General features: G+C 73.7%; 23 protein-coding genes. 17 read left to right on the forward strand and 6 right to left on the reverse strand.

Annotated elements, in window-relative coordinates; all coding sequences use genetic code 11:
• From CHF16_RS19705 to CHF16_RS19750, 10 genes are all read left to right on the forward strand, one after another.
• A complete protein-coding gene (locus CHF16_RS19705) occupies positions 1-825 on the forward strand; it encodes a DUF4097 family beta strand repeat-containing protein (protein ID WP_089327536.1) in 825 nt (274 codons plus the stop codon).
• A gap of 471 nt (positions 826-1,296) precedes the next feature.
• Positions 1,297-2,295 (forward strand): methionine ABC transporter ATP-binding protein, encoded by a 999-nt coding sequence (locus tag CHF16_RS19710; protein WP_179271599.1) that lies wholly within the window; start codon positions 1,297-1,299, stop codon positions 2,293-2,295.
• Positions 2,292-2,948 carry a methionine ABC transporter permease gene (locus CHF16_RS19715; RefSeq protein WP_089327538.1) on the forward strand — a complete coding sequence of 219 codons (657 nt, stop codon included), beginning with the start codon at positions 2,292-2,294 and terminating at the stop codon, positions 2,946-2,948. Before CHF16_RS19710 ends, CHF16_RS19715 begins: the two co-directional genes overlap by 4 nt.
• A gap of 20 nt (positions 2,949-2,968) precedes the next feature.
• Complete coding sequence (locus CHF16_RS19720; protein ID WP_089327539.1) at positions 2,969-3,784, forward strand: MetQ/NlpA family ABC transporter substrate-binding protein; 816 nt, start codon at positions 2,969-2,971, stop codon at positions 3,782-3,784.
• Positions 3,785-3,958: 174 nt separating this feature from the next.
• Positions 3,959-4,921, forward strand: coding sequence for an STM4015 family protein (locus CHF16_RS19725; RefSeq protein ID WP_089327540.1), 963 nt, complete (start codon positions 3,959-3,961; stop codon positions 4,919-4,921).
• Positions 4,918-5,898: an STM4015 family protein gene (locus tag CHF16_RS19730; RefSeq protein WP_179271600.1), complete on the forward strand. Its 981-nt coding sequence runs from the start codon at positions 4,918-4,920 to the stop codon at positions 5,896-5,898. The genes CHF16_RS19725 and CHF16_RS19730 overlap by 4 nt, the downstream gene beginning before the upstream one ends.
• Entirely contained in the window at positions 5,895-6,974 is a 1,080-nt protein-coding gene (locus CHF16_RS19735; RefSeq protein ID WP_089327541.1) for an STM4014 family protein, read from the forward strand. The genes CHF16_RS19730 and CHF16_RS19735 overlap by 4 nt, the downstream gene beginning before the upstream one ends.
• Positions 6,975-7,002: 28 nt before the next feature.
• A complete protein-coding gene (locus CHF16_RS19740) occupies positions 7,003-7,803 on the forward strand; it encodes an STM4013/SEN3800 family hydrolase (RefSeq protein WP_089327542.1) in 801 nt (266 codons plus the stop codon).
• Complete coding sequence (locus tag CHF16_RS19745) at positions 7,800-9,080, forward strand: STM4012 family radical SAM protein (protein ID WP_245868837.1); 1,281 nt, start codon at positions 7,800-7,802, stop codon at positions 9,078-9,080. Before CHF16_RS19740 ends, CHF16_RS19745 begins: the two co-directional genes overlap by 4 nt.
• Positions 9,080-9,934: an STM4011 family radical SAM protein gene (locus tag CHF16_RS19750; RefSeq protein WP_089327543.1), complete on the forward strand. Its 855-nt coding sequence runs from the start codon at positions 9,080-9,082 to the stop codon at positions 9,932-9,934. Before CHF16_RS19745 ends, CHF16_RS19750 begins: the two co-directional genes overlap by 1 nt.
• 53 nt (positions 9,935-9,987) lie before the next feature.
• On the opposite strand, the gene CHF16_RS19755 is transcribed toward CHF16_RS19750, so the two are convergent.
• Genes CHF16_RS19755 through CHF16_RS19765 form a run of 3 tightly spaced genes read right to left on the reverse strand, consistent with a single transcriptional unit; the run spans position 9,988 to position 12,929 of the window.
• Positions 9,988-11,184: a DUF6745 domain-containing protein gene (locus tag CHF16_RS19755; protein ID WP_089327544.1), complete on the reverse strand. Its 1,197-nt coding sequence runs from the start codon at positions 11,182-11,184 to the stop codon at positions 9,988-9,990.
• Positions 11,185-11,193: 9 nt separating this feature from the next.
• Complete coding sequence (locus tag CHF16_RS19760; protein WP_089327545.1) at positions 11,194-11,520, reverse strand: hypothetical protein; 327 nt, start codon at positions 11,518-11,520, stop codon at positions 11,194-11,196.
• Positions 11,521-11,558: 38 nt separating this feature from the next.
• On the reverse strand, positions 11,559-12,929 hold the full coding sequence (locus CHF16_RS19765) for a threonine/serine exporter family protein (RefSeq protein WP_245868840.1): 1,371 nt from the start codon (positions 12,927-12,929) through the stop codon (positions 11,559-11,561).
• A gap of 153 nt (positions 12,930-13,082) precedes the next feature.
• Here CHF16_RS19765 and CHF16_RS19770 point away from each other — a divergent pair, with 153 nt between their 5' ends.
• Positions 13,083-15,176 (forward strand): RecQ family ATP-dependent DNA helicase, encoded by a 2,094-nt coding sequence (locus CHF16_RS19770; RefSeq protein ID WP_089327546.1) that lies wholly within the window; start codon positions 13,083-13,085, stop codon positions 15,174-15,176.
• A gap of 229 nt (positions 15,177-15,405) precedes the next feature.
• Positions 15,406-16,914, forward strand: coding sequence for an alpha/beta fold hydrolase (locus tag CHF16_RS19775; RefSeq protein WP_089327547.1), 1,509 nt, complete (start codon positions 15,406-15,408; stop codon positions 16,912-16,914).
• Between the two features lie 42 nt (positions 16,915-16,956).
• On the opposite strand, the gene CHF16_RS19780 is transcribed toward CHF16_RS19775, so the two are convergent.
• Positions 16,957-17,463 (reverse strand): pyridoxamine 5'-phosphate oxidase family protein, encoded by a 507-nt coding sequence (locus CHF16_RS19780; RefSeq protein ID WP_179271606.1) that lies wholly within the window; start codon positions 17,461-17,463, stop codon positions 16,957-16,959.
• Positions 17,464-18,172: 709 nt separating this feature from the next.
• Here CHF16_RS19780 and CHF16_RS19785 point away from each other — a divergent pair.
• The gene (locus CHF16_RS19785) at positions 18,173-19,198 is read left to right on the forward strand and encodes a LysR family transcriptional regulator (protein ID WP_218826742.1); all 1,026 of its coding nucleotides are present in this window, start codon (positions 18,173-18,175) and stop codon (positions 19,196-19,198) included.
• A 94-nt stretch (positions 19,199-19,292) separates the two neighbouring features.
• Here the strand turns inward: CHF16_RS19785 and CHF16_RS19790 are convergent, their stop codons facing one another.
• Entirely contained in the window at positions 19,293-20,216 is a 924-nt protein-coding gene (locus CHF16_RS19790; RefSeq protein ID WP_089327549.1) for a carbohydrate kinase family protein, read from the reverse strand.
• Between the two features lie 169 nt (positions 20,217-20,385).
• On the opposite strand from CHF16_RS19790, the gene CHF16_RS19795 reads away from it, so the two are divergent.
• On the forward strand, positions 20,386-22,824 hold the full coding sequence (locus tag CHF16_RS19795) for a bifunctional acetate--CoA ligase family protein/GNAT family N-acetyltransferase (RefSeq protein WP_245868843.1): 2,439 nt from the start codon (positions 20,386-20,388) through the stop codon (positions 22,822-22,824).
• A 26-nt stretch (positions 22,825-22,850) separates the two neighbouring features.
• Here CHF16_RS19795 and CHF16_RS40350 read toward each other — a convergent pair whose 3' ends face one another.
• Positions 22,851-23,186, reverse strand: a complete 336-nt coding sequence (locus tag CHF16_RS40350; RefSeq protein WP_179271601.1) for a hypothetical protein — start codon at positions 23,184-23,186, stop codon at positions 22,851-22,853.
• An 86-nt stretch (positions 23,187-23,272) separates the two neighbouring features.
• Here CHF16_RS40350 and CHF16_RS19805 point away from each other — a divergent pair, with 86 nt between their 5' ends.
• The 3 genes from CHF16_RS19805 (at position 23,273) to CHF16_RS19815 (ending at position 25,877) form a co-directional block, all read left to right on the forward strand.
• Positions 23,273-23,854 carry a DUF5998 family protein gene (locus CHF16_RS19805; RefSeq protein ID WP_089327551.1) on the forward strand — a complete coding sequence of 194 codons (582 nt, stop codon included), beginning with the start codon at positions 23,273-23,275 and terminating at the stop codon, positions 23,852-23,854.
• 8 nt (positions 23,855-23,862) lie between these two features.
• Positions 23,863-24,975 (forward strand): alkaline phosphatase family protein, encoded by a 1,113-nt coding sequence (locus tag CHF16_RS19810; protein WP_089327552.1) that lies wholly within the window; start codon positions 23,863-23,865, stop codon positions 24,973-24,975.
• 71 nt (positions 24,976-25,046) lie between these two features.
• A complete protein-coding gene (locus CHF16_RS19815; protein ID WP_245868845.1) occupies positions 25,047-25,877 on the forward strand; it encodes a sulfurtransferase in 831 nt (276 codons plus the stop codon).
• Positions 25,878-25,888: the final 11 nt, after the last annotated feature.

Here is a 25,888-nt window from a genome sequence, read left to right on the forward strand (position 1 = left end):
ATGACCGCGGACCGGCGGCACACGACCGCGGGAACGGCGGAGGCGGCGGACCGGCCCCGGCGGCGCGGCGTGTGGATCGCGCTGGCGGCCGCGACCGCGCTGGTCGTGGTGGCGCCCGCCCTGCTCGCGGCGCTCGGGCGCGCCGTCCGGCAGACCTCGGCGTCCGTCACCCCCTACCACCACGTGATCAGGGAGCTGCGCCTCGACATGGACGGCGCCGCCGTCTCCGTCGGCCCGGGCCCGGACGGCGAGGCCCGCGTCTACAAGACGCTCCGCTGGAGCCTGGACAGGCCCGGCGTCACCGAGACGCTCGTCGACGACGTGCTGTTCGTGACCTTCCGCTGCGGCGGGACGGACGTCCTCGGCGGCTGCGGCGCCGACATCGACGTCCAGGTCCCGGCGGGGACGCGCGTGTCGGCCGTGTCGGGGTCCGGGGAGATCACCGTGCGGGGCCTGACCGGCGACCTCGACCTGCGCACCGGGTCCGGCGAGATCAGCGTCGCCGGGGCGCGCGGCCGGCTGCGGCTGCTGGCGCGGTCCGGCGCGATCACCGGGACGGGGCTGGCCTCTCCGAAGACCTCGGCGCGGGTGTCGTCGGGCTCCCTGGACCTGCGCTACACCGAGCCGCCGGGCGCCGTCGACGCGTCCGCCGGATCGGGCACGGCGAAGATCATCGTGCCGCCGGGGTCGCGCTACCGCGTCCGCGCGGCGACGGGCTCCGGCAGCACGCATCTCAACCCCGCCGTCGCCGACGAGGGCGCCGCGGGATCGATCTCCGTCCGCAGCGGCTCCGGCAGCACCTACCTCGACTACCGCGACGACTAGTGCGAAGCCCTCCATGCGGGGCGGGACGGGGCGAGCGATGTCACACCGGCAGGATTTGCGTCAGTGGTGTGCAGCCGGTTAACTGCTGACATGTCCTCCGTACGCCCGTGCCATGAGCACCGCCCGCCGATGCCGCGGGCCATGCGGCGTGCGTGCTGCCGACGTACCTGCGGCCGGCGAATGTGTGGACGCTGAGGGCCCCTGCCGTCCCGTGCCTCGCGCCCCGAAGCGAGCCCGTCCGCACACACCCCCTGAGCCTGCGATGTTCTTCGAACGCCACCTGCTGAGCCACGCCCCGTTCCCGCCTGGCCGCTCCTAGGAACTCTGCCTTCCAGGCGCCCTCCGGGCGCTCCCGGGCGTCCGCGCATGCCCGCACGCTGTGCCGCGTGCCCGTGCGCTCGCCCGCGTCCGCCCGCCGTCCCGCCGACCGCCGCCGCTCGCCGGCGCCCGTGCCCGCATGGATGTTTTCCTGTGATCCAGATCGAGAAACTTCGGAAGAGCTACCGCGACCGCGGCCGCGAGGTGATCGCCGTCGACGGGGTCGATCTGACCGTCGCCGAGGGCGAGGTCTTCGGCGTGCTCGGCCGCAGCGGCGCCGGCAAGAGCACCCTGCTGCGCTGCGTCAACCTGCTGGAGCGCCCCGACGAGGGCCGCGTCGTGGTGGGCGGGCAGGACCTGCTCGCGCTGCGCGGCGCGGCCCTGCGCCGGGCCCGCCAGGGCATCGGCATGATCCACCAGCACTTCGGCCTGCTCGGCAGCCGGACCGTCGCCGGGAACGTCGCGTTCCCGCTGGAGGTCATGGGCGTCCCGCGCGCCGAGCGGGCGCGGCGCGTCGCCGAGCTGCTGGACCTCGTCGGCCTCACCGAGCACGCGAAGGCGTACCCGGCGCAGATCTCCGGCGGGCAGAAGCAGCGCGTCGGCATCGCCCGCGCCCTCGCCGGCCGCCCCAAGGTGCTGCTGTCGGACGAGGCGACGTCCGCGCTCGACCCGGAGACCACCGCGTCCATCCTGGAGCTGCTGCGCGACCTCAACCGGCGGCTCGGCCTCACCGTCCTGCTCATCACCCATGAGATGGAAGTGGTGAAGCGCATCTGCGACTCGGCCGCCGTCATGCGGGACGGCCGGATCACCGAGTCGGGGCCGGTCACCCGGCTGCTCGCCCGGCCCGGCTCGGAGCTGGCCCGGGACCTGTTCCCGCTGCCGCCGGCCGAGCCCCGCGCCGGCCGGACGCTCATCGAGGTCACCTTCACCGGCGGCGCCACCGACGAGCCGTTCGTGTCGGCGCTCGCCCGCAAGTACTCGCTGGACGTGAACATCCTCGGCGGCGCCGTCGAGACCGTCGGCGGCGAGCGGGTCGGCCGCCTCCAGCTCGAACTGCCGGGCGACCCGGAGGCGAACGCCGCCCAGCTGGCGTTCCTGCGCGAGTCCGGCCTGACCGTCGACGTCAAGAACCGGGAGGACGCCCGATGACCTGGGACGAGGTCGCCCCGCTGCTGTGGCCCGCCACCGTGGACACCCTCTACATGACCGGCGTGGCCACGCTGTTCACCGTCGTGCTCGGGCTGCCGCTCGGCGTGCTGCTGGTCGTGACCGAGCGCGGCGGGCTGCTGCCCGCGCCGCCCGTCAACCGGGCCCTCGGCGTCGTCGTCGACATCGGCCGCTCGCTGCCGTTCCTCATCCTGATGGTGGCGATCATCCCGTTCACCCGGCTGGTCGTCGGCACCAGCATCGGCAACGCCGCCGCGATCGTCCCGCTGACGATCGGCGCCATCCCGTTCTACGCGCGGCTCGTCGAGATCGCGCTGCGCGAGGTCGACCCGGGCGTGCTCGCGGCGGCGGACGCCATGGGCGCCACCCGCCGCGAGATCGTCGGCAAGGTCCTGCTGCGCGAGGCGCGGCCCGGCCTGGTGTCGGGCCTGACCGTCACCGTCATCGCGCTGATCGGCTACACGGCCATGGCCGGGACGGTCGGCGGCGGCGGCCTCGGCAACCTCGCCGTCGTCTACGGCTACGAGCGCTTCGAGACCAAGGTCATGGTCGGCACCGTGGCGCTGCTCGTCGTCCTGGTCCTGCTCATCCAGGCCGCGGGGGACCTCGTCGCCCGCCGCCTGACCCACCGCTAACCCACAGAAAGGCACTTGTCGTGCTTCGCAAGCTCACCGTCGCCCTGGCCTCCGTCGGTCTCCTCGTGGGCCTGACCGCCTGCGGCTCCTCGGAGGCGTCGGACGATCCGGACGCCCCGCTGAAGGTCGCGGTCAACCCCGTCCCGCACGGCGACATCCTGACCTACGTCAAGGACAATCTGGCCGAGAAGGCCGGGCTCAAGATCGAGATCGTGGAGTTCAGCGACTACCAGCAGCCGAACACCGCGCTGAAGGAGAAGCAGGTCACGGCGAACTACTTCCAGCACGTCCCGTTCATGCGGGAGTTCGAGAAGCAGTCGGGGACGAAGCTGGCGTTCGTCGCCCCCGTCCACCTGGAGCCGCTCGGCGTCTACTCCAAGAAGGTGAAGAACCTCCAGGACGTCGCGCAGGGCGCCGAGGTCGCCGTGCCGAACGACCCGGCGAACGAGGGGCGCGCGCTGAAGCTGCTCGCCGACAACGGCCTGATCACCCTCAAGCCGGACGCGCCGACGACCGCGACCCCGCGCGACATCGCGACCAACCCCAAGAACCTGAAGTTCACGCCGGTCAAGGCCGCGCAGCTGCCCCGGTCGCTGGACGACGTGGCCCTGTCGGTCATCAACGGCAACTACGCCATCGAGGCCGGGCTGTCGCCGGCCGAGGACGCGCTCGCCGCCGAGAAGGCCGAGGGCAACCCCTACGCCAACGGCGTCGTCACGCTGCCGGAGAACAAGGACGACGCGCGCGTGAAGAAGCTCGTCCAGCTGCTCCAGGGCCCCGAGGTCAAGAAGTTCGTCGAGGACAAGTACAAGGGGTCGGTGCTGATCGCCTCCTGACGCCGATGACGGGCCCCGGGGAGGGCCTCGGCAGGCCCCGGCGGAGGGGCGGCCCGCGTGACGGGACGCCCTCCGCCGGTCGGGACGCCCTCCGCCGGGGCCCTTGCCGGAAACCACGCGGTTTGTCCGCCGGTCCTGATAGGACATGGGCCGACGAACTCGCGAAGGGGACCCATGGGCGTTTATCAGCACCTTGAGGAGTACGCCGGCCTGCCGGTGGCCACGTTCAACGAGGACACCGCACCCGGCAGGGGGGACGCCGGCGCCGACCCGGTCACCGGGGAGGAGCTGCCGGCGGCGGCCGAGGCCGCCTGGTACGTCGGGACGTCCTTCGACGAGGAGGGCTTCGCCGGCGTCTTCGCCCGGTTCCTGGAGGCGGTCGACACCGCCGAGGTCACGGCGCTGATCATCGGCTACTGGGGCGCGTCCTACGACTCCGGCGCCGCCGACCCGGTCGAGCTGCTCACCGGGGCCGCCGCGTCCTTCCCCAAGCTGCGGGCGCTGTTCCTCGGCGACATCACCGGCGAGGAGTCGGAGATCTCCTGGATCGAGCACTCCGACATCACGCCGCTGTTCACCGCCTTCCCGGATTTGGAGCGGTTCGAGGTGCGCGGCTCGCAGGACCTCGTCCTCGACCCGATCAGGAGCGACCGGCTCAAGGTGCTCCGGTTCGAGTCGGGCGGGCTCCCCGCCCGGATCGTCCGGGCCGTGGGGGCGAGCAAGCTGCCGAACCTGGAGCACCTCGACCTGTGGCTCGGCGAGGACAACTACGGCGGCGACGCCACGGTCGCCGACCTCGCGCCGCTGCTCGGCGGGGAGCGGCTGCCCGCGCTGCGCCACCTCGGCCTGGAGGACAGCGAGATCCAGGACGAGATCGCCGCGGCCGTCGCGGGCGCGCCCGTCGTGGCGCGGCTGGAGTCGCTCAGCCTCGCCATGGGCATCCTCACCGACCAGGGCGCCGAGGCGCTGCTCGCCGGCCAGCCGCTCACCCACCTGCGCAAGCTGGACCTGCACCACCACTTCCTGTCGGACGCGATGGTCGAGCGGGTCCGGGCGGCGCTGCCCGGCGTCGACGTCAACCTGGAGGAGCAGGAGAAGCCGGACGGCGACTGGCACTACATCGCGGTGTCGGAATGATCGCGGAGCGCCTCTCGGTATTCGCCGGGCTCCCCGTCCACACCTTCGACGGAGCCCCCGACGCCGGCCCGCACCCCGCCGCAGGGGACGTCGCCTGGGGGATCTACCACCACATCCACGACAACGGCGTGTGGGGAGCCGAGGTCCCCGAGAACTTCGAGCGCTTCCTCCGGGAGGTCGATACCGCGCGGGTCACCCACCTCGTCATCGGCTTCTGGGGGTTCGACTGCGAGCAGTTCGACCCCGTGGAGGCGCTGCTGGCCGCCGCAGACCGCCTGCGCCGCCTGCGGGCGCTGTTCCTCGGCGACATCCGCGACTGGGACCTGCACCTCTCGTGGATCAGGCACACCGACGTCTCGCCGCTGTTCGAGGCGTTCCCGGAGCTGGAGCACTTCGAGGTCCGCGGCTCCGAGGGGCTGCGGTTCGCGCCGCTGGACGGCCCCGCGGGCGCGCGGCTGCGGACGCTGCGGTTCGAGGCGGCCGCGCTGCCCGACGAGATCATCCGGGCGGTGGCCGAGAGCGACCTGCCGGGGCTGCGCCACCTCGACCTGTGGCTGGGCGGCGGCCAGGAGGAGTGGGGCGCCTTCCGCGACGACCTCGCCCCGATCCTCGCGGGGGAGCGGCTGCCCGCGCTGCGCCGCCTCGGCCTGGAGAACGCCGCCTCCCACGACCGGATCGCCGAGGCCGTGGCGGACGCGCCCGTCGTCGGGCGGCTGGAGTCGCTGAGCCTCGCGCTCGGCACGCTCACCGACGCGGGCGCGGAGGCGCTGCTGGCCGGACGGCCGCTCGGCCACCTCGCCGAGCTCGACCTGCACCACCACTACCTCACGGAGGAGATGGGCGCGCGTGTGCGGGAGGCGCTGCCGGACGTCCGGGTGAACCTGGACGAGCCACAGGGCCGGCCTGAGTGGCTGACCCCCCAGTGGATCGAGATCGGGCTCGACATGAGCGGCTCCTACATCGCGGTCGCCGAATGACCCTCGTCGTGGTGGGGACGCCCGGCGACCGGCGCCCCGCGCTGTTCGCGGCGGCGTGCCGGTCCGCCGGGCTGCCCGAGCCCCGCGTCCTGCCCTGGACGGACGTCCTGCGCGGCGCTCCGCTCGGCCTGGCCGCGGGCGACCTGGTGCGCATCGACTCGCCGGGCGAGGACCGCGACGCCGACGCGCTGCTGCGCGGGCCGGGCGATCCGGCCCGGGTGGGCGGCGGCGCCCGCTGGCACCGGACGTTCACGGCGGCGCTGCGGCGGCTGTCCGCGGCGGCGTCGGCGGCCGGGGCCCGCCTGCTCGGCGACGTCGGCGAGATCGCGGTCATGTTCGACAAGCGGCGGTCGCACGCCCGGCTGCTGGCGGCCGGGGTGCCCGTCCCGGCCGCCCTGCCGGACGTCTCCGGCTACGCGGAGCTCCGGTCCCGGATGGACGAGGCGGGGGAGCGGCGCGTGTTCGCCAAGCCCGCGCACGGCTCGTCCGCGTCCGGGGTGGTCGCGCTGCAGACCGCCCCGCCGGACCGGATCAGGGCCCTGACCTCGGCGTTCATGACGGACGGCCGGCTCGTCAACGCGCTGCGCGTGCGCACCTACGAGACGGAGGAGCAGGTCGCGGCGCTCATCGACCTGCTCGCGCCGGACGGCCTGCACGTCGAGCGCTGGCTGCCCAAGGCCACCCTCGACGGCCGCGTGTTCGACCTGCGGGTCGTCGTCATCGGCGGCGAACCCACGCACGCGGTCGTCCGGACGAGCCGGACACCGATGACCAACCTGCACCTGGGCGGCGCCAGGGGCGACCTGGGCGCGGTGCAGCGCATGCTCGGAGAGGCCAGATGGCGGCGGGCACTCGACGTGTGCGCGCGGGCCGCGTCCTGTTTCCCGGGCAGCCCGATGGTCGGCGTCGACATGCTCGTAGGGGCGGGCTTGAGGCGGTTCACCGTCTGCGAGGTGAACGCTTTCGGCGACCTGCTCCCCGGGCTGACCGGCCTGCCCGGCGGCCCCGCCGAGGGTCTCGACACCTACGCCGCCCAGGTCGCCTTGCTCCCGCACACGGCAGGGTCCAGGGCATGACGGGTACCGGAGCCCAGCGGGGGTGGGCATGCACGACATGAACGCCATCGTCGGCACTCACGACCTGCTTCTGGTGACGCTCGACACGCTGCGCTACGACGTGGCCGCGGAACTGGCCGCGGCGGGAGAGACGCCCACGCTCACCGGGCTGCTCCCAGGGGGCCGCTGGGAGCGCCGCCACACGCCGGGCAGCTTCACCTACGCGGCCCATGCCGCGATGCTGGCCGGGTTCATGCCGACCCCCGCGTCCCCTGGGCCGCACCCGCGCCTGTTCGCGGGAGCCTTCCCCGGCAGCGAGACCACCGCGCCGGACACGTGGACGTTCGACGCCGCCGACCTGCCGTCCGGGCTCGCCGCCGCCGGCTACCACACCGTCTGCGTGGGCGGCGTCGGGTTCTTCAACAAGCTGACGCCGCTCGGGTCGGCGCTGCCGTCCCTGTTCGCCGAGAGCCACTGGGAACCGGCCTTCGGCGTGACCGACCCCGACGCCCTGCCCAACCAGATCGACCGCGTCGCCGAGACCATTGCGCGGCTGCCGTCCGACAGGCGTCTGTTCCTGCTGGTGAACGTCGCGTCGCTGCACCAGCCCAACTGGTTCTACCTGCCCGGCGCCACGCGGGACGACGGCGACACGCGCGCCAGCCACGCCGCCGCCCTTCGCCACGTCGACGCCCACATCGGACGGCTGTTCGCGCTGATGCGCCGCCCCTGCTTCGTCATCGTCTGCTCCGACCACGGGACCGCCTACGGCGAGGACGGCCACACCGGGCACCGCATCGGCCACGAGGTCGTCTGGACCGTTCCGTACGGGGAGCTCGTTCTACCGTGAAGCCTTACCAGGGATACGTGTACGCGTACCCGCACAAGACCGCCTACCGCCCCCTGCACCCGTCGCCTCCGCTGCGCGACGTGTGGGCGGACGAGCCGCTCGACTCGCTCTTCCTCTACCTCCACGTGCCGTTCTGCGAGATGCGGTGCGGCTTCTGCAACCTCTTCACGCGCACCGGCGCGCCCGAGGAACTGACCGGCGCCTACCTGGACGCCCTCGACCGCCAGGCGACCGCAGTACTGGACGCCCTGGACGACCCCGCCTTCGCCACGGCGGCGTTCGGCGGCGGCACACCGACCTACTTCACCGCCCGGGAGCTGGAGCGCCTCTGCGACATCGCCGGACGCTTCAAGGGCTTCGGATCGGTTCCGCTGGGCGTGGAGACGTCCCCGGCCACCGCCACCACTGACCGGCTGGCCGTGCTCGCCGAACGCGGAACCACCCGCGTCTCCATCGGCGTGCAGAGCTTCCTGGACGAGGAGGCGCGCGCGGCAGTCCGGCCCCAGAAGCGCGCCGAGGTGGAGGCCGCGCTGGACCGCATCAGGGCCGTGGGCTTCCCGACCCTCAACATCGACCTCATCTACGGCATCGACGGCCAGACGCCCGCCACATGGCTGCACTCCTTGAACGCCGCGCTCGCATGGCGCCCAGAAGAGATCTACCTGTATCCCCTCTACGTCCGTCCGCTGACCGGCTTGGGGCGCCGTGCCAAAGACTGGGACGACCAGCGCCTCACCCTGTACCGCATCGGCCGTGACCACCTTCTCGCCGAAGGCTACGAGCAGGTGTCGATGCGGATGTTCCGGCGGCCCGGAGACACCGCCAACGGCACCGAGTACTGCTGCCAGACGGACGGCATGGTCGGCCTCGGCTGCGGCGCCCGCTCCTACACCTCCCGCCTGCACTACTCGTTCGAGTACGCGGTGGGCGCCGGCCAGGTGCGCTCCATCATCGACTCCTACGTGAAGGAGACCGACTTCACGACCGCCCGCGTCGGGTTCGCCCTGGACGGCGACGAGCAACGCCGCCGCCATCTGCTCCAGTCCTTGTTGCAGGCGGCCGGGGTCGACCGGGCCGCTTACCGCGCGCGCTTCGACACCGACCCGGTGGACGACTTCGCGGCCGACCTCGCAGCGTTCGGTGATCGCGGATGGCTGGACACGTCCGACAGCACCGTGCGGCTCACCCCGGAAGGGCTCGCCTACTCCGACGCCATCGGCCCCGCCCTCTTCTCGTCCCGCGTCCAGGGCCTCATGGACTCCTACGAGGCGCGCTGATGGAGCGGCACCTCACGATCCTCTACCGCGGGCCGCTCGCGAGCTGCGACTACGACTGCCCGTACTGCCCCTTCGCCAAGCGCCGCGACACACCGGACCAGTTGCGCGCCGACCGCGCCGCCCTCGAACGCTTCACGGAGTGGGTCTCCACCTGCGGGCACCCCGTCTCCGTCCTGTTCACGCCCTGGGGCGAGGGGCTGGTGCGGTCCTGGTACCGGCAGGCGCTCACCACACTCAGCCATCTCCCGCACGTCGAACGGGTCGCGATACAGACCAACCTCAGCCACCGCGTGTCGTGGACGGCCGGAGCCGACCTCACCCGGCTGGCGCTCTGGGCGACCTACCATCCCGGCCAGGTCCCCTATGAGCGCTTCCTAGGGAAGTGCCGGGAGCTGGCGGAGCGCGGCGTCCGGTACAGCGTCGGCATCGTCGGGCAGCCCGACCACCTCGGCGCCGCCCGCCGCCTGCGCGCCGACCTGCCCACCGGCACGTACCTGTGGGTCAACGCCGCCGAGGGGCGCGTCTACGACGACGCCGAAGCCGCCTCCTGGACCGAGATCGACCCGCTGTTCCCGATCAGCCGCCGCCCGCACGCCAGCCGCGGCCTGCCCTGCCGCACCGGGGACACGGTGGTGTCGGTGGACGGCGACGGCACGGTCCGCCGCTGCCATTTCGTGCCGGCCGTCCTCGGCAACCTCTACGACGGCACGTTCCGCGAAGCGCTGGCCCCGCGCCCATGCCCGCTCGACGTCTGCGACTGCCACATCGGGTACGTCCACCTGGAGCCCCTGGGCCTCTACGACACCTTCGCCGGCGGCGTCCTGGAACGAATCCCGGCCCTGCTCGACCGGTGACGACGGGCGTCCCTTGGTGACTGGGGAAGTGCGACCAAGGGACGCCCGCGGGCTCAGGTCTGCTTCTCGGGGCGGTAGTCGGCCTCGTCCACGCCGAACGTCCAGGCGACGCCCGCGCGCGCCGTGCGGGTGTCGGGCGGGACGCGCAGGTAGTAGGTGCGGTACGTGCCGTCCGGTTCGGGCGTGGAGTTGACCACCTCGACCATGACCACCGGCTCGTCGCCGGGGAGGTCGATGGACCACAGGACGCCCGTCTCGTCCCGGTGCAGGGGGCGCGCGCCGGTCTCGGCCAGGTACCGGTCGTAGCCGAAGATCTCCAGCATGACCCGGCGCAGCTCGGCGTTCTCCTCCGAGGAGATGCGGTCGGCCGTCAGCCCCGTCAGCGAGGCCACGAAATCGGGCGGGATGGGCATGCCGCGCCACGCGTGCAGCCCGAACCCGTCCGGGTAGGCGAGGGCGGGGCCGTCACCCCGATGCAGCCGGCCGGGCTCGTCCCGGTGCAGCTCGCTCGGGCGCTCGGACAGGATCACCAGCCGCTCGTAGGGCCACCACCAGCCCGCCGACCGGGCGACCTCGGCGAGGCCCGCGAGGGGGCCGTCCAGCCGCCCGAGCGTCTCGAACAGCGCCAGCCACGGCGCGTCGTGCTGGCCCAGCACGGCGTCGAGAGTGGCGGCGCGCAGCAGCGACGCCGTCCGCTCCTCCTCCGCGGTGGGGCGCCGGTTCCCGGCCGCGAGGGAGCGGGCATGGGCCTGCTCGCCGATGGCGGCGCGCACCCGCGTCACCAGCGACTGGACCTGATCCCACAGGAGGCCGCCCGTCTCGGCCCACGTGCGCGGCCATTGCTCCGGCCCCTGTTCGGAGCAGGCCGCCGCACGCATCGCCTCCCAGGGGCGGGTGCGGACGTCCGCGAGGACGCTCCCGCCCGCCCCGCTCTCAACGAGGTCGCTCTCAACGAGGTCGCTCTCAACGAGGTCGCCCTCACCGAGATCGGCGCGGGCCTGCTCGACGAGGTCCTCCAGCCCCGACTCCCTCAGGGCGTCGCCGTGCCCCGCCAGGACGGCCGCCGCGACGGCGCCGCGCGCGGGGGAGGGGACCCACACGTACCGCTCAGGTGCGGGCAGGCCCGCGGAGGCGTAGGCGGAGGCGACCCCCGCCTCGGCCCGGGCGCGGTCGGCGGGGCCGGTGGAGAACGCCTCCACCTGCCAGTCGCCGACCACGAAGTGGGCCTCGCGCAAGGTTCCGGTGACCATCCCGCCCCCTCAGTCCGCCACGACGCGCACGGCGCCGGGCACGTACTCGCGCTGGCGGACCACCCGGTACCACCCCTTGGGCAGGGTGATCGCCGCGTGCTCCTCGTGTACCAGCCGCCCGCCGGACGGCAGGTGCAGATGGTCCGGGGCGAGCGGGTCGGGGGTGCGCAGCAGCGAGCCCGGGGCGCTCAGCGCGTGCGCGTGGCCGGTGGCCTCGCCCAGGGCCAGCACCATGCGCCCCCGGCCGTCGCGCGGGGCGGGCGGCAGATCGCGCACGGACCGCGGGACCGCCTCCTCGGGCACGGGCAGGATCAGGATGTCTCCCTGTCGGTACATGCCGCGAACGTAGCGCCCGCCACCGACAGAACAGGGGCTCAGAAACCGCGCGTACGGCGGGCCGCGGGACGGGCCCACCGTCCGGACCCGCCGAGGCCGACGCGCTGGAACGCGCGGACCAGCTCACCACCGAGGTTCACGCCCGCGCCCAGCGCGAGCGCCACGGACACGGCCCCGATGAGGCTCAGCACACCCGTGTTGGGCGAACCGGTGTTGAGCTCCACCATGCTGCGGTAGAGCGCGGTCCCGGGCAGCAGAGGGCCGATGGCCGGGACCACGTAGGGCATGACGGGTTGCTGGTTCCTCCGGGCCAGCCAGTTCGCGGCCGTACCGACGACCGTGGCCGCCACCGCCGCCGCCAGCACCGGGGGGATGTTCCACCCGCGCGCCATGACGTACAGCACCCAGATGAGCGCCCCGCCCATGGCCGACGCCAGCAGGACCGCCCTGGGCGCGGCGAGGGACACCGCGAACGTCAGGGAGATGCCCGCCGCCGCGAGCACCGCGATGGGCCGCAGCTCCGCCGCCGGTGTGGGCAGGTGCTTGACGTCGATCGCGACGTCCATGTTGACCGCGAGGTACACGATCGCGCCGAGCCCGGCCACGATCGCCGCGATCATGAAGAAGACCTCCAGGACCCGCGCTCCCGCGCTCACCAGGTCGCCGGTGATGCCGTCCTGGATGCTGGCGACCAGCGGGCGGCCCGGCAGCAGCGCCAGGATCGCGCCGGTGACGATCGTCGAGGCGTTCTTCGGGTCGCCGAGCGCCACCACCATGACCGCGGCGCCCGCCCCGATCGCGGCGGCGATCGCCAGCTGGAAGAACTCCGCGATGCCGCGCCGCGCCAGGGCGGCGGCGGTGCGGTCGCCGAGGACCGTGGCGATGAACGCGGTCGTCGCCACGAGCGGCCCGCCGCCCGACAGCACACTGCCCGACGCGGCGATGAGCCCGAACGACACGACCATCAGCCATGCCGGATAGGGAGCGCGCCCCCTTTTTATCTCCGCGAGGCGCTTGTGGGCGTCGTCCAGCTCCAGCATGCCGATGGACGCGTCCTGGACGAGCTGGTGCAGCGCCGTGAGGCGCCAGTAGGCCGGGGTGCGGCGCCGGATGGCCCGCGTACCGGTCATGGGCGGCGCGCCCTTGCCCGGGTGCGCCGACACAAGGAGGCTCGTCAGCGTGACCTGGACCTCGCACCGCGGAAGCTCGTAGGCGACGGCCAGGCTGAGCATCGCCTCGTTGACGCGCTCGGTGGTCTCACCACTCGCGAGCAGCAGTTCGCCGACGCGCAGGACGAGGTCGACCGCGCGCGGGTCGACGGTGTCTCCGGGCTCTTCTTCGGGCGGTTCCGGGGGATGCCCGTCCATCAGGACCTGCCAGGTCCGCCGCAAGCGTTCGGCAGCGCGCATTTCCCCCGCTCGTGTTCCTTCCCTGCCCCGTCATCGATCTTGACTGGCAGGCTACCCGCGCGCTCGCGGCCGCAACGCCGCGGCTCCCACCCACCTTTTCCCCAGAACGCGATTCCGGTGCGGTGTCTTCCGCGGCGCTGGTACCAAGGACACATGACCACTTCAGACGGCCTCCGGGACGATGCCGAGCGATGCCTGCGGGCACTCGCGGGCGATCACGCGCGGCTCCGCGACGACCAGTGGACGGCGATCCGCGCCCTCGTCGTCGACCGGCGCCGCGCGCTGGTCGTGCAGCGCACCGGCTGGGGCAAGTCGGCGGTGTACTTCGTCGCGACCCGGCTGCTCCGCGAGCGCGGCGCCGGCCCCACCGTGATCGTCTCGCCGCTGCTGGCGCTGATGCGCAACCAGATCGAGGCCGCCGACCGGGCCGGGATCCACGCCCGCACGATCAACTCCGCCAACACCGGCGACTGGGAGCAGATCTTCGCCGAGGTCGAGGCGGGCGCGGTCGACGTCCTGCTGGTCAGCCCCGAACGGCTCAACAACCCCGACTTCCGCGACCTCGTCCTGCCCAAGCTCGCCGCCGGGGCCGGGCTCGTCGTCGTCGACGAGGCGCACTGCATCTCCGACTGGGGCCACGACTTCCGCCCCGACTACCGGCGGCTGCGCACCCTCCTCGCCGAACTGCCGCCCGGCATCCCCGTCCTCGCCACCACCGCGACGGCCAACGCCCGCGTCACCCAGGACGTCGCCGAGCAGCTCGCCGGCGACGACGCCCTCGTCCTGCGCGGCCCGCTGGAGCGCGAGTCGCTGCACCTCGCGGTCGCCGCGCTCCCCACCGCCGAGCAGCGGATCGCCTGGCTGGGCGAGCACCTCGCCGAACTGCCCGGCTCCGGCATCATCTACACGCTCACCGTCGCCGCCGCCCACGAGATCGCCGGCTACCTGCGCGACCGGGGCTACGACGTCGCCGCCTACTCCGGCCAGACCGAGCAGGCCGAGCGCCTCCGGGCCGAGCAGGACCTCCAGGACAACAAGCTCAAGGCCCTCGTCGCGACCAGCGCCCTCGGCATGGGCTTCGACAAGCCCGACCTCGGCTTCATCGTGCACATGGGCGCGCCGCAGTCCCCGGTGGCCTACTACCAGCAGATCGGCCGCGCCGGCCGCGGCGTCGACCGCGCCGAGGTCATCCTCCTCCCCGGCCGGGAGGACCGCGACATCTGGGCCTACTTCGCCAGCCTGGCGTTCCCGCCGGAACCGACCGTCCGCGCCACCCTGGAGGTGCTCGACTCGGCCGGCCGCCCGCTCTCCACCGGCGCGCTCGAACCGATGGTCGACCTCACCCGGGCCCGCCTGGAGATGATGCTCAAGGTCCTCGACGTGGACGGCGCGGCCCGCCGCGTCAAGGGCGGCTGGACGTCCACCGGCCGCCCCTGGACCTACGACCGCGAACGCTACGAGCGCGTCGCCGCCGAGCGGCGCCGCGAGCAGCAGGCGATGCTCGACTACATCTCCACCACGGGGTGCCGCGAGGAGTACCTGCGCCGCCAGCTCGACGACCCGGCCGCCGCCCCCTGCGGCCGCTGCGACAACTGCACCGGCCGCCACTGGTCCACCGACGTCGCCCAGGAGAGCGCGGCCCGCGCCCGCGACCGCCTGCACCGCCCCGGCGTCGACATCGCGCCGCGCCGCATGTGGCCCACCGGCGTCAAGGACGACCTCGGCGTCTCCGGCCGCATCAAGCCCGACCTCCAGGCCGAGACGGGCCGCGCGCTGGGCCGGCTCACCGACATCGGCTGGGGCAACCGCCTGCGCGACCTGTTCGCCGCCGGCGACACCGAGGTCCCCGCCGACCTGGTGGACGCCGTCGTCAAGGTCCTCGCCGCCTGGGACTGGGGCACCCGCCCCACCGGCGTCGCCGTGATCGGCTCCCGCTCCCGCCCCCGCCTGGTCAGCACGTTCGGCCGCCGCATCGCCGAGATAGGCCGCCTGCCGTACCTGGGCGAACTGACCCCGCTCGGCGACCCCGGGCCCCGCCGCCACAACAGCGCCCAGCGCCTCCAGCAGGTATGGCACGGCCTGGCCGTCCCCGACCCGCTCACCGAGGCCCTCCACGGCAACCCCGGCCACATCCTCCTCGTCGACGACCGCATCGAAACGGGCTGGACGATGACCGTGGCCACCCGCCTGCTCAAGGAGGCGGGCGCCCAATCGGTCCTCCCCCTGACCCTCGCCACCCCGTCATGACCCGCGCACCCCGTCTCCTGAGGGCCTCGTGACCCGGCCGCCCGTCTTCTGAGCCGCTCCTGGACGATCGGCAGGTCCCCTGAATCGCCGCTCACCGGCCGCCGCAGGGGCGGGGCCGGACAAGGCGGCTCGGGAGACCGATCGGACCGGTCTCCCTCTCAGGGGCCGGGTGCGGGATCCCCATGCGGGGCGACGCGCGGCCGATCCTGTAACGATCAAGCTTCCGTGCATGAAGTCGATCTCTAAGAGCGGCGGGGCGCTGGCGGCCGGTCTCGCCGCGGTGGTGGCGGGCGGGCTGGTCGCCCTGCCGGCGGGGCATGCCGGGACGCCGCAGCGGATGGCACAGGAGGCGGCGGCCGATTGCGTGCCGGTGCCGGGCGCGGTGTGCGGGACGGTACGGGTTCCGCTGGTCCGGGCCCGTCCCGCGCAGGGCCACATCACCGTGGCCTACACGCTGATCAAGCACCGCGACACGGCCCGGCCCGCCCGCGGGACGGTGACGATCAACCCCGGCGGCCCCGGCGACTCCGCGATCGTGTCCGCCTCCGCGTACGCCAGCATGTTCGTCGGCCTGCTGAAGGACCATGACCTGCTGCTCGTCGATCCGCGCGGGGTCAACCGCTCCGGACCGCTCAGCTGCGGCGCGCTCGGGTCGCTTCCGGCGACGCGCGACGCCTTCGTGCGGGCGGTCGGCGAATGCGGCACGACGCTGGGGGACCGGGCGCGCGGTTACACCACCGCCGAGATCGCCGACGACATCGACGCCGTCCGGGCCGAGCTGGGCATCGAGCGGCTGGACGTGTTCGGGGAGTCCTACGGCACCTACCTGATGACGGTCTACGCGCAGCGGCACCCCGAGAGGGTGCGCTCGCTGGTGCTCTCCAGCGCGTATCCGCTCGCCGTGGACATGTGGGGACGCCCCAACGCCGCGGCCGCCCGCCGGGCGCTGCGGCTGGTCTGCCAGCGCAGTGCGGGGGCCTGCGATGGCGATCGGGTGCTCCGCGACACCGCACGGCTCGCGCAGCGCCTGCGGACCCGTCCCATCCCCTACACGCTGGGCGGGCAGCAGCGGCTGCTCGACGACACCGCGCTGGCGTCCATCGTCTACGGCCTGGCCAAGACGGCGCCCGCCGGCATCGGCGACGTCCCCGCGATGGTCGGGGACGCGCTGCGCTCCGACAATGCGGCGCTGGTCGAGGCCGCACGGCAGGCGGCCCCTCTGAGCGGGTCCTCGCTGCGCCGGGACGAGCAGCCCTTCAACCCCGAACTGGCCGCGACCGTGGTCTGCAACGACTACCCGACGCTGTGGCGCCGCGAAGCGCCGGTCGCACTCAGGCTCCGGCAGTTCTCGGCCGGGCGCGCCGCGCTGCCCGAGCGGGACTTCTGGCCGTTCGGGAAGCGGGCCTGGACCAGCATGAGCTATGACCAGGGCAACACCTGCGTCCGCTGGCCCGACCGGCACGGCCCCGGCCAGCCGACCGGCGGGCCGTTCCCCGACGTCCCCGTCCTGGTGACCTCGGGCGACCTGGACGCCAACACGCCGACCGAGACGGGCCGGCAGGCCGCACGGCAGTTCCGCCGCGCCACGGTCGTGGAGGTCCCCAACGTCGGCCACGTGCCCGAGCACGAGCCGAGCGGCTGCGTGGCCGCCATCCAGACCGGGTTCATCCGCGACCTGCGAGTCCCCGACACCTCCTGCCTCACCGACATCCCGCCCGCCCCTGTCCGCCGCGGATGACGCCCCCGGCGACCGGACGAACCCCTTCGTCCGGTCGCCGGGTCAGGACGCAGGGGTGTAGCGGGTCTGGGTGAAGGTGCCCTTGGTGAAGGCGAGGACCTTGGTCGGCTTCACGGCCAGGACGTGCGCCGTGCCTTCGTTGTGGACGAAGCCGGTGTCGGCCACCTCGTACTGCCACTGGCCGGTCCACTTGGCGGCCCAGGCCGCGGCGAGGCGTTCGAGCGTGGGACGGTCCGTGACCCGCCGGGCCTCGCCTTCGACCATGACATCGAGCCCCCGCGTCCAGTCGTTGCAGCCGGTGGTGAGGACGACGTGCGGGTTGTGCGAGAGGTTCAGCGCCTTCTGCTCCGACGGGCCCGTGCAGAAGTGGAGGGCGTCGTCGAGCCAGACCGCCACCAGGGGCGTGACGTGCGGGCGGCCGTCGGCGCGGACCGTCGTGATCCAGAAGAGCTGGGCCGTCTCGAGGGCCTTCAGGGTGGTGGCCCAGGGGGTCGCCTGGGCGGCCGGGTCGCTGAAGCGCTCGTCGAGTTCGGTCACCGGGTCCTGCATGTCACTCACTCCGATCGAAGGTGTCGATCCGGGACGGGAAAGGGCGGGACGGTACGTGCTGAACCGAAGGCCTCGTGCAGCCACCACGCCAGCGTGCGCCCGCGCTCCGCCAGGGTGAACGGCGCCCCAGTCGCACTGGGGATGCGCGCGGGTACAGCGGGCGTGCAAGGCGGACGTGGCGGGGCATGTGCCGGCTCCTTCGGTGGGGTCCGAATGGACGCCGCGGTTCTCGCGGCATCCATACAGACCCTCGTGCCCGCCCCGATTCATCGGTCCCGGTTCATCGGTCCCCGGCCGGTCGGTAAGACGACCCGCCCGGCCGGGGTGATCGTGGGCCGCCCGCGCGCCCCCGTCGGGCGCGGGCGGGACGATCGGGCCGGCCTGTGCGCGCGGCCCCGCGCACAGGCCGGCGTCCGGCCCCGGCGCCGCGGCGGAGAAGGGCCGCGGCGAACGGGAGTCGGGTCGCCGGGCGGCGGCCCCGGTGGCCGGCACCACCGGGGCGCGCCCGGAAGGCCGCCGCCCGCTAGGGACGGATGACGGCGGCTGGGAGCGGCTCGACCGAAAGTGTCCTAGAGGTCAGAAAACTCTGTCCAGTTGTTTGCAAGAACATCTTTAGATAAGTTCAGAGGGAAATGTCATCAGTTCCCGCTCGGCTGGCCGTGCGGACATTTGTCGTCGTATTGCGGAACAGGTAGTAATGTCCGTCACCGTGTCACCGACCCTCGACGCCCTCCTGGACGGTCCGTCCGGGCTGCTCGACATGACGTTCGACCAGCTGCGGACGCTCCTGGTGGTGCATGAGACCGGGTCCGCGCTGCGCGCCGCCCGGGTGCTGGGACGCGAGCAGTCCAGCGTGCAGAAGCAGCTCGACATACTGAACCGCAACAGCCAGAACCTCTGCGGCGAGGTGCTGACGGTCCGCCAGGGGCGCGGCAAGGACTTCCTGTTCACCCCCACCGGCGAGGCCACCGTCGAACTGGCGCGCATGACGTTCGACAAATGGCTGGAGTCCATTCATCTGAGCCGGCGCCGGCTGGGCCGGATGCTGACCGTGGGCACCACGGAGTTCACCCTGCCGATCGTGTCCCGGGCCTGGAACCGGGTGTCGGAGGAGTTCCGGCAGCGCGAGGTGGAGTTCAAGGTCGCCCACGTCCGCACGAAGGACGTGTGGTCGCGGCTGGAGAACCGGCAGGTCGACCTCGTCTGCGGGAGCATCGTGAGCACCCCCGAGGGTGACCTGCGGCTGAAGGAGTACGAGGTCGTCGAGTACGCGCGGGGCAAGGCGCTGCTGCTGACCAACCTCCCGGAGAGCGAGCTGCCGGACGCGCCCGTCGAGACCAGCGGGCTCGGGCGCGTCCCGCTGGTGGTGCCGCCGGCCGGGCTGGTCGCCGACCTGCTCGCCACCTGGTACGGGCCGAACTACCGCGACCGCCTCAACGTCGTCGCCGACATCGACGACGTCCACTACGGGCTGTCGCTGCTGCGGTCCGGGTTCGTCCGCGGCTGCATGATCGTCACCGGGTCGATCGGGCGGGGCATGGCCGCGCAGGACGACCCCGACGCGGTGCCGCTGCGCGCCATCGGGCTGCACGACGACCTGGAGCCCAAGGCCGAGCTGATGACGGGCGCGTTCGTCCGCCGCGCCGACCTGGAGCGCTACGGGCCGGGGCATCCCCTCAACCGGCTCTGGGCCGCGGTCAAGGAGGACGTCCGCACCTACACACCGCTCGCCTGACCCCGGGACGCGCCGACCAGGGACGCGCCCGACCCGGGACCGGTCACCCGGCCCCGGACGGCTCGCCCGCAGGCCCTACCTGGTCAACGGGGCCCTACTTGATCTGGTTGTCGACCACGTCGAGGGTCGGGCGGGCGCCGAGGTGCTTCATCGCGCGGGCGGCGAGCCGGCAGCCGGCGGTGAGCGCGTCGGCGGGCTGCTTGCCGTCCAGCCAGGGCGGCAGGAACCCGGCGACGAACGCGTCCCCGGCGCCGGTGCCGTCGACGACCTTCTCGACGGGCTCGGCGGCGACGGTGACGGGCTCGGGCCGGCCGTTGGTGTACCAGAGGGCGCCCTCGGCGCCGTTCTTGATCACGACCTGCGGGTACCAGGCGGTCAGCACCTTGGCGGCCTGCTCCGGCGTGTCGCGGCCGGTGAGGATCTCGGACTCCTTGGCGTTCACGACCAGCAGCCGCGCGCCCTGCGTCCACTCCAGGAACGGCTCGGCGCCCATCCGCTTGAGCGGGGAGGACGAGCCGCCGTCCACCGACACCGACATCTGCGCCTTGCGGGCGAGGTCCAGGGTGTGGATCGCGGCCTTGCGGGAGCCCTCGTTGATCAGCGAGTAGCCGGACAGGTGCAGGTGCGTGCCCTGGGTGAACAGGTCCTTGCAGCGCTCGATGTCCTCGGGGAGGAGCGCGCCGTTGGCACCGGGGTCGGACAGCATGGTCCGGTCGCCCTTGTGGGTGACCATCACCACGCAGGTGCCGGTGGGACGCTCCTGGTCCATGACGAGGCGGGCGTCGACGCCGTACCCCATCATCTCCATGTCCCGGTTGCGGCCCGCGATGTCGGAGCCGCGGCGGCCGACGAACGCGACGTCGACCCCCTCCAGGGCGAGCCAGGCCGCCACGTTGGCGCCAGAGCCGCCCCCGTGGGTCGTTACAGCGGCGGGCGTGTCGCTCCCCTTGGCCAGGGGATACGCGGCACGCGCCACGGTGTCTGTCATGAGATCGCCGACCACGACCACGCGCGTCATGGAGTCATCACCTCGATCAACACGGCCCGCGCGAGCGGCAATTCCGGACGTGTGCTCGACCGTAACAGCTCCGGAGCCCCGATTAGGTCTCGAACGCGCAGCGAAACGCGGGGAAGCCCGTTTTTCCCGTCGCGCGGCCCCGAGGCGCCCGTGCCTTACCCTCGGGTACGTGACCGAGCGCTACCCGGACCAGTGGGAGGCCGACGTCGTGCTCAGCGACGGCGGGACGGCCCACCTGCGCCCCATCCGGCCCGAGGACGCCGGGCTCCTGCGCTCCTTCCACGAGCGGCTGTCCCCCGAGTCGATCTACTACCGGTTCTTCTCGCCGCGCCCGCACCTGACGGACCGGGAGGTCGAGCACTTCACGACCGTCGACCACGACCGGCGTGTCGCGCTGATCGCGACGATCGCGGGGGAGATGGTGGCGGTCGTCCGCTACGACCGGCTGAACGACCGGCCGGAGACCGCGGAGGTCGCGTTCCTCGTCGAGGACGCGCACCAGGGCCGCGGCCTCGGCGCGGTGCTGCTGGAGCACATCGCGGCGGCGGCGCGGGAGCGGGGCGTGCGCCGGTTCGTGGCGAGCGTGCTGCCCGACAACCGCCGGATGACGCGGGTGTTCCGGGAGGCGGGCTACCGGGCCGAGCAGCGGTTCGAGGAGGGCGTGATCGAGCTCGTCCTCGACCTGGAGCCGACCGACACGTCGCTGGAGGTCATGACGGCGCGCGAGCACCGGGCCGAGTCGCGGTCGATCCAGCGGCTGCTGTTCCCGGGGTCGGTGGCGGTCATCGGGGCGAGCCGCGCGGAGCACAGCGTGGGGCAGACCGTCCTGCGGAACCTGCTGTCCGGCGACTTCAGCGGGCCGGTGTACCCGGTGCATCCGACGGCGGTCGCCGTGGCGGGGGTGCGCGCGTACGCGTCCGTCCTGGACGTCCCGGACGACGTGGACCTCGCGGTCGTCGCCGTCCGAGCCGACGCCGTCCACGAGGTCGTGGAGCAGTGCGCGGCCAAGGGAGTGCGGGGCCTGGTCGTGGTCTCCTCCGGCTTCGGCGAGGTCGGCGAGGAAGGGCGCGCCAGTCAGGAGGAGCTCGTCAGGCTCGCGCGCGCGTATGGAATGCGCGTGGTGGGGCCCAACTGCCTGGGCATCGCCAACACCGACACCGATGTGCGGCTCAACGCGACCCTGGCGCCGACCATGCCGGGACGCGGGCCGGTCGGTTTCTTCTCCCAGTCCGGTGCCCTCGGCATCGCCATCCTGCAGCGGACGGCCGAGCGGGGCCTCGGGCTGTCCACCTTCGTCTCCGCGGGCAACCGGGCGGACGTCTCCGGCAACGACCTCATGCAGTACTGGGAGGAGGATCCGGCCACCAAGGCCGTCCTGCTGTACCTGGAGTCGCTGGGCAACCCCCGCAAGTTCGCGCGCCTGGCGCGCCGGCTCGGCCGCCGCAAGCCGATCGTGGCCGTGAAGAGCGGCCGCAGCACCCAGGGCGTCCCGCTGGGGCACGCGGCGCAGGCGCTCACGCTGCCCGACCACGCGGTCAGCGCGCTGTTCGAGCAGGCGGGCGTCATCCGCGTCGAGGACCTCGCCGAGCTGTTCGACGTCGCGCAGGTGCTGGCCTACCAGCCGCTCCCCGCCGGCGACCGCATCGCGATCATCGACAACTCCAACTCGCTCGGGCTGCTCGCGCAGGACGAGGCGGTGGCGCTCGGCCTGCGGGTCCGGCCGCGCGTCGACCTCGGCCCCCGCGCCGACGCCGACGACTACGAGGCCGCCCTCGCCGACGCGCTCGCCGACGACGACGTGGACGCGGTCGTCGCGCTGTTCGCTCCGCCGACGATCGGCGGCTACGACGTGCGCGTCCCGGAGAAGATGCTCCGGCTCGCCGCCGGTTCCGGCAAACCGGTCGTCGCGACCTACCTGGGCACCGAGGGCATGCCCGCCGACCTGCGCGTCCCCGGCCCGGACGGGATGCCCGCCGAAGGCTCGGTGCCGTCCTACGCCTCGCCGGAGGACGCCGTCCGCGCGCTCGGGTACGTGATCCGGTACGCGCAGTGGCGGCGGCGCCCCGCGGGCCGCATGCCGGTGTTCGAGGACATCGACCGCGACCGCGCCCGCGTCCTCGTCGCGGACTGGCTCGGCGACGGCGGCCCGGTGGACGTCCCGCCCGACCGGGCCTCGGAGCTGCTCGCCTGCTACGGCATCGAGGTCGCCGCGGGCGGTGACGGCGTGCCGACCCGCATCGTCGTCCGGGAGGACCGCTCGTTCGGCGCGCTCATCTCGTTCGGCATCGCCGACGAGACCGCCGAGCTGCTGGACGACCGCGCCTACCGGCTGTCCCCGCTCGCGGACGTGGACGCCGCGGAGATGATCCGCGCGATCCGCACCGCGCCGCTGCTCCTCGGCCACCGGGGCGCCGACCCCGTGGACGTCGCGGCCCTCGAAGAGTTGCTGCTGCGCGCGTCCCGCCTCGGCTACGACCTCCCCGAGGTGGCGCGCCTGGAACTGGCCCCCGTCATGGTGGACGGCCAGGGCGTCACCGTGCGCGAGGTGAAGCTGACCCTGGAGCGCCCCGTCGGCCCCCGCGCAGAGATGGGCCCCCGCCGCCTGTAAGACGGGCGCTTCTAAGACCGCGCCGGTCAGGAGCCGGGGCGCTGCCGGCCCGGCGGGGAGGGCGGGCGCGGTTCCGGTGTCGGCGGGACGGGGTCGGGCTCGGGTCCCGGCGGGATCGGCTCGGGCGGCGGCGCCGGGGGCGTCGGCTCCGGCGGCGGGCCCGGCGGTGTGGGCTCCGGCGGAGGTCCGGGCGGCACCGGTTCCGGCGACGGACCGGGCGGGACGGGCCCCGGCGGCCGCGGCGGCGGGCCGGGATAGGGGCCGGGCGGCGGCTCGGGGGGCACCGGCGGCTCCGGCGGGGGCGCCGGGTCCGGGGTGGGCGGCGGCACCGGCGGCGGGGTCGGCAGTGGATGCTCGTCCATGCCCCCCACCTACCCCGCGGGGGCGCGAATGACCGCGCGCCGGGACGTCATGTGCGCGTCCGCCACGGACAGGGCAGGATGGGGCCATGAGGGAAACCCGAGCGACCGCAAGCGGGTTGCGCACGGCGATCGAGCGCAGCGGTTACTACCCGGCCCTGGTCGCGGACGCGGTCGAGTCGGCCGTCGGTGACGAGCCCGTCGTCGCCTACGTCGTGCACCACGAGGCGACGTTCGACCCCGCGATGGAGGTGCGGCGGCACGTGACGGTGCTCGTGCTGTCCGCGACCCGGCTGCTGGTGTGCCACACCGACGAGCACCCGCCCGGCGAGGGGATGGCCCAGCCGCACGCGTCCACCACCACCGAGGCCGTCAAGCTGGAGCGCGTCCAGTCGGTCGCGGTGACGAGGGTCGTCCCGGATCCCGCGTCCTACGTGCCGGGCGTCCCGCCCACCGAGGTCGTGCTGACCATCGGCTGGGGCGCGATCGCCCACATCGACCTCGAACCCGCCACGTGCGGCGACGAGAACTGCGAGGCCGACCACGGCTACACCGGCAGCGTCACCGCCGACGACCTGTCCCTGCGGGTCAGCGAGGCGGCCGACGGCGCGGACGCGGTGACCCAGGTGCTGGCCTTCGCCGAGGAACTGTCGGCTGCGACCGCGCGGTGACGGCGGGGATGGAGCCTCCCGTCCCCCGGTACGGCGCCGGATCGCTCGCCGACCTTCCCGGCTCGGTGCTCGCGGCGCTCGGCGTCCCGGGCGAGGTGAACGTGCTGGGGCTGCCCGAGCTGCCGCGCGCGTGCGTCCTGCTCGTGGACGGGCTCGGCTGGGAGCAGCTCAGGGCCCATCCGGACGAGGCCCCCTACCTGAACGCGATGGAGGGCCGCCCGATCACGGCCGGGTTCCCGGCGACGACCGTCACCAGCCTCGCCTCGCTGGCGACGGGGGCGCCGCCCGGCGGGCACGGGCTGCTGGGCCTCCAGGTGGCGGTGCCCGGTACCGACCGGCTGCTGAACTGCCTGCACTGGAAGGACGACGACCCCGACCCGGCGGAGTTCCAGCCCGTCCCGACGGCGTACGAGCGGGCCGCGGCGGACGGCGTCGAGGTCGGCTACATCTCGCTGCGGCAGCACAAGCGGTCGGGGCTGAGCCGCGCGACCGCCCGCGGCGCCGAGTACCTGTCCGCGGAGGGCCTCGGGCAGCTCGTCGGGCGCGCCGAGGCGGCGCTGCGGCGCGGTGACCGCGCCTACGTCACCGCCTACCACGCCGACCTCGACGGGACGGGGCACCGCTTCGGCGTCGGGTCCGCCGACTGGCGGCACCAGCTGCGGTTCGTCGACGTGCTCGCCCAGCAGATCGCGGCGGTCCTGCCGCCCGGCGCGGCCCTGTACGTGACGGCCGACCACGGCATGGTCGACCCGTCCGAGCGGGTGGACGCCGACACCGTCCCCGAGCTGGGAGAGGGCGTCGCGCTGCTCGGCGGGGACGCCCGCGCCCGCTACGTCTACAGCGAGCCGGGCGCCCACGACGACGTGCTCGCCGCCTGGACGGCCGTGCTCGGCGACCGCGCCTGGGTGGTGCCGCGCGAGCAGGCCGTCGCGGACGGCTGGTTCGGCCCCCTCGGGGAGGGCATGCGCGACCGCGTCGGCGACGTGATCGCCGTCCCGCACGCCGACCTCGCGATCGTCGCGTCCGAGCGGGAGCCGTGGCTGAACCGGATGGTCGGCATGCACGGCTCCCTCGTCCCGGCGGAGCAGAACGTGCCGCTGCTGGCCACGTCCCGCCCCTGACAGACAGCGGATATGAGATGAACCAGGATTCGCCCCTCCCTAATCAGGACGATTACGCGCAAACTGGCCGTGTGCACCCTCTCATCGAAGTGCCCGCGCTGGACCGGCTGCTCCGGCGGCAGGCGCCCGTGGTCCTGCTGGACGCCCGATGGCATCTGGCGGGCCCGCCGGGGATCGAGTCCTACCGCAAGGGGCACCTGCCCGGCGCCGTGTTCGTCGACCTCGACCGCGATGTGGCGGGCCCGCCGGGGCGCGGCGGGCGGCACCCCCTTCCCGAGCCCGCCGACTTCGAGGCCGCCATGCGCCGCGCCGGCGTGTCGCGCGACAGCCTGGTCGTGGTGTACGACGACGCCGACTCCACCGCCGCCGCCCGCGTCTGGTGGTCGCTGCGCTACTTCGGGCACGACCGGGTGCGGGTCCTGGACGGCGGCTACCGCGCCTGGACGGAGGCGGGCCACCGGCTGAGCACGGACGAGCCCGAGGTGAAGCCGGGCGACTTCATCGCCAACCCGGGCCGGCTGCCCGTGCTGGACGCCGAGGGCGCCGCCGAACTGGCGAAGGCGGGCGTGCTGCTCGACGCCCGCGCCGCCGAGCGCTACCGGGGCGAGCAGGAGCCGGTCGACCCGGTCGCCGGGCACATCCCGGGGGCCAGGAACGCTCCGACGTCCGGGAACGTCGGCGTGGACGGGCGCTTCCTGCCGCCCGGGCTGCTGCGCGAGCGCTTCGCCCAGCTCGGCGCCACCGACGCCCTCGACGTCGGCGCCTACTGCGGCTCCGGGGTGACCGCCGCCCACGAGATCCTCGCCCTCAACCTCGCCGGCATCCCCGCCGCCCTCTACGTCGGCTCGTGGTCGGACTGGGTGAGCGACCCGTCCAACCCCGTCGCGACCGGCGACGCCTGACCCCGTCCCCC

Origin of the sequence: Actinomadura meyerae, assembly GCF_900188445.1 — a bacterium.
Taxonomy (GTDB): domain Bacteria; phylum Actinomycetota; class Actinomycetes; order Streptosporangiales; family Streptosporangiaceae; genus Spirillospora; species Spirillospora meyerae.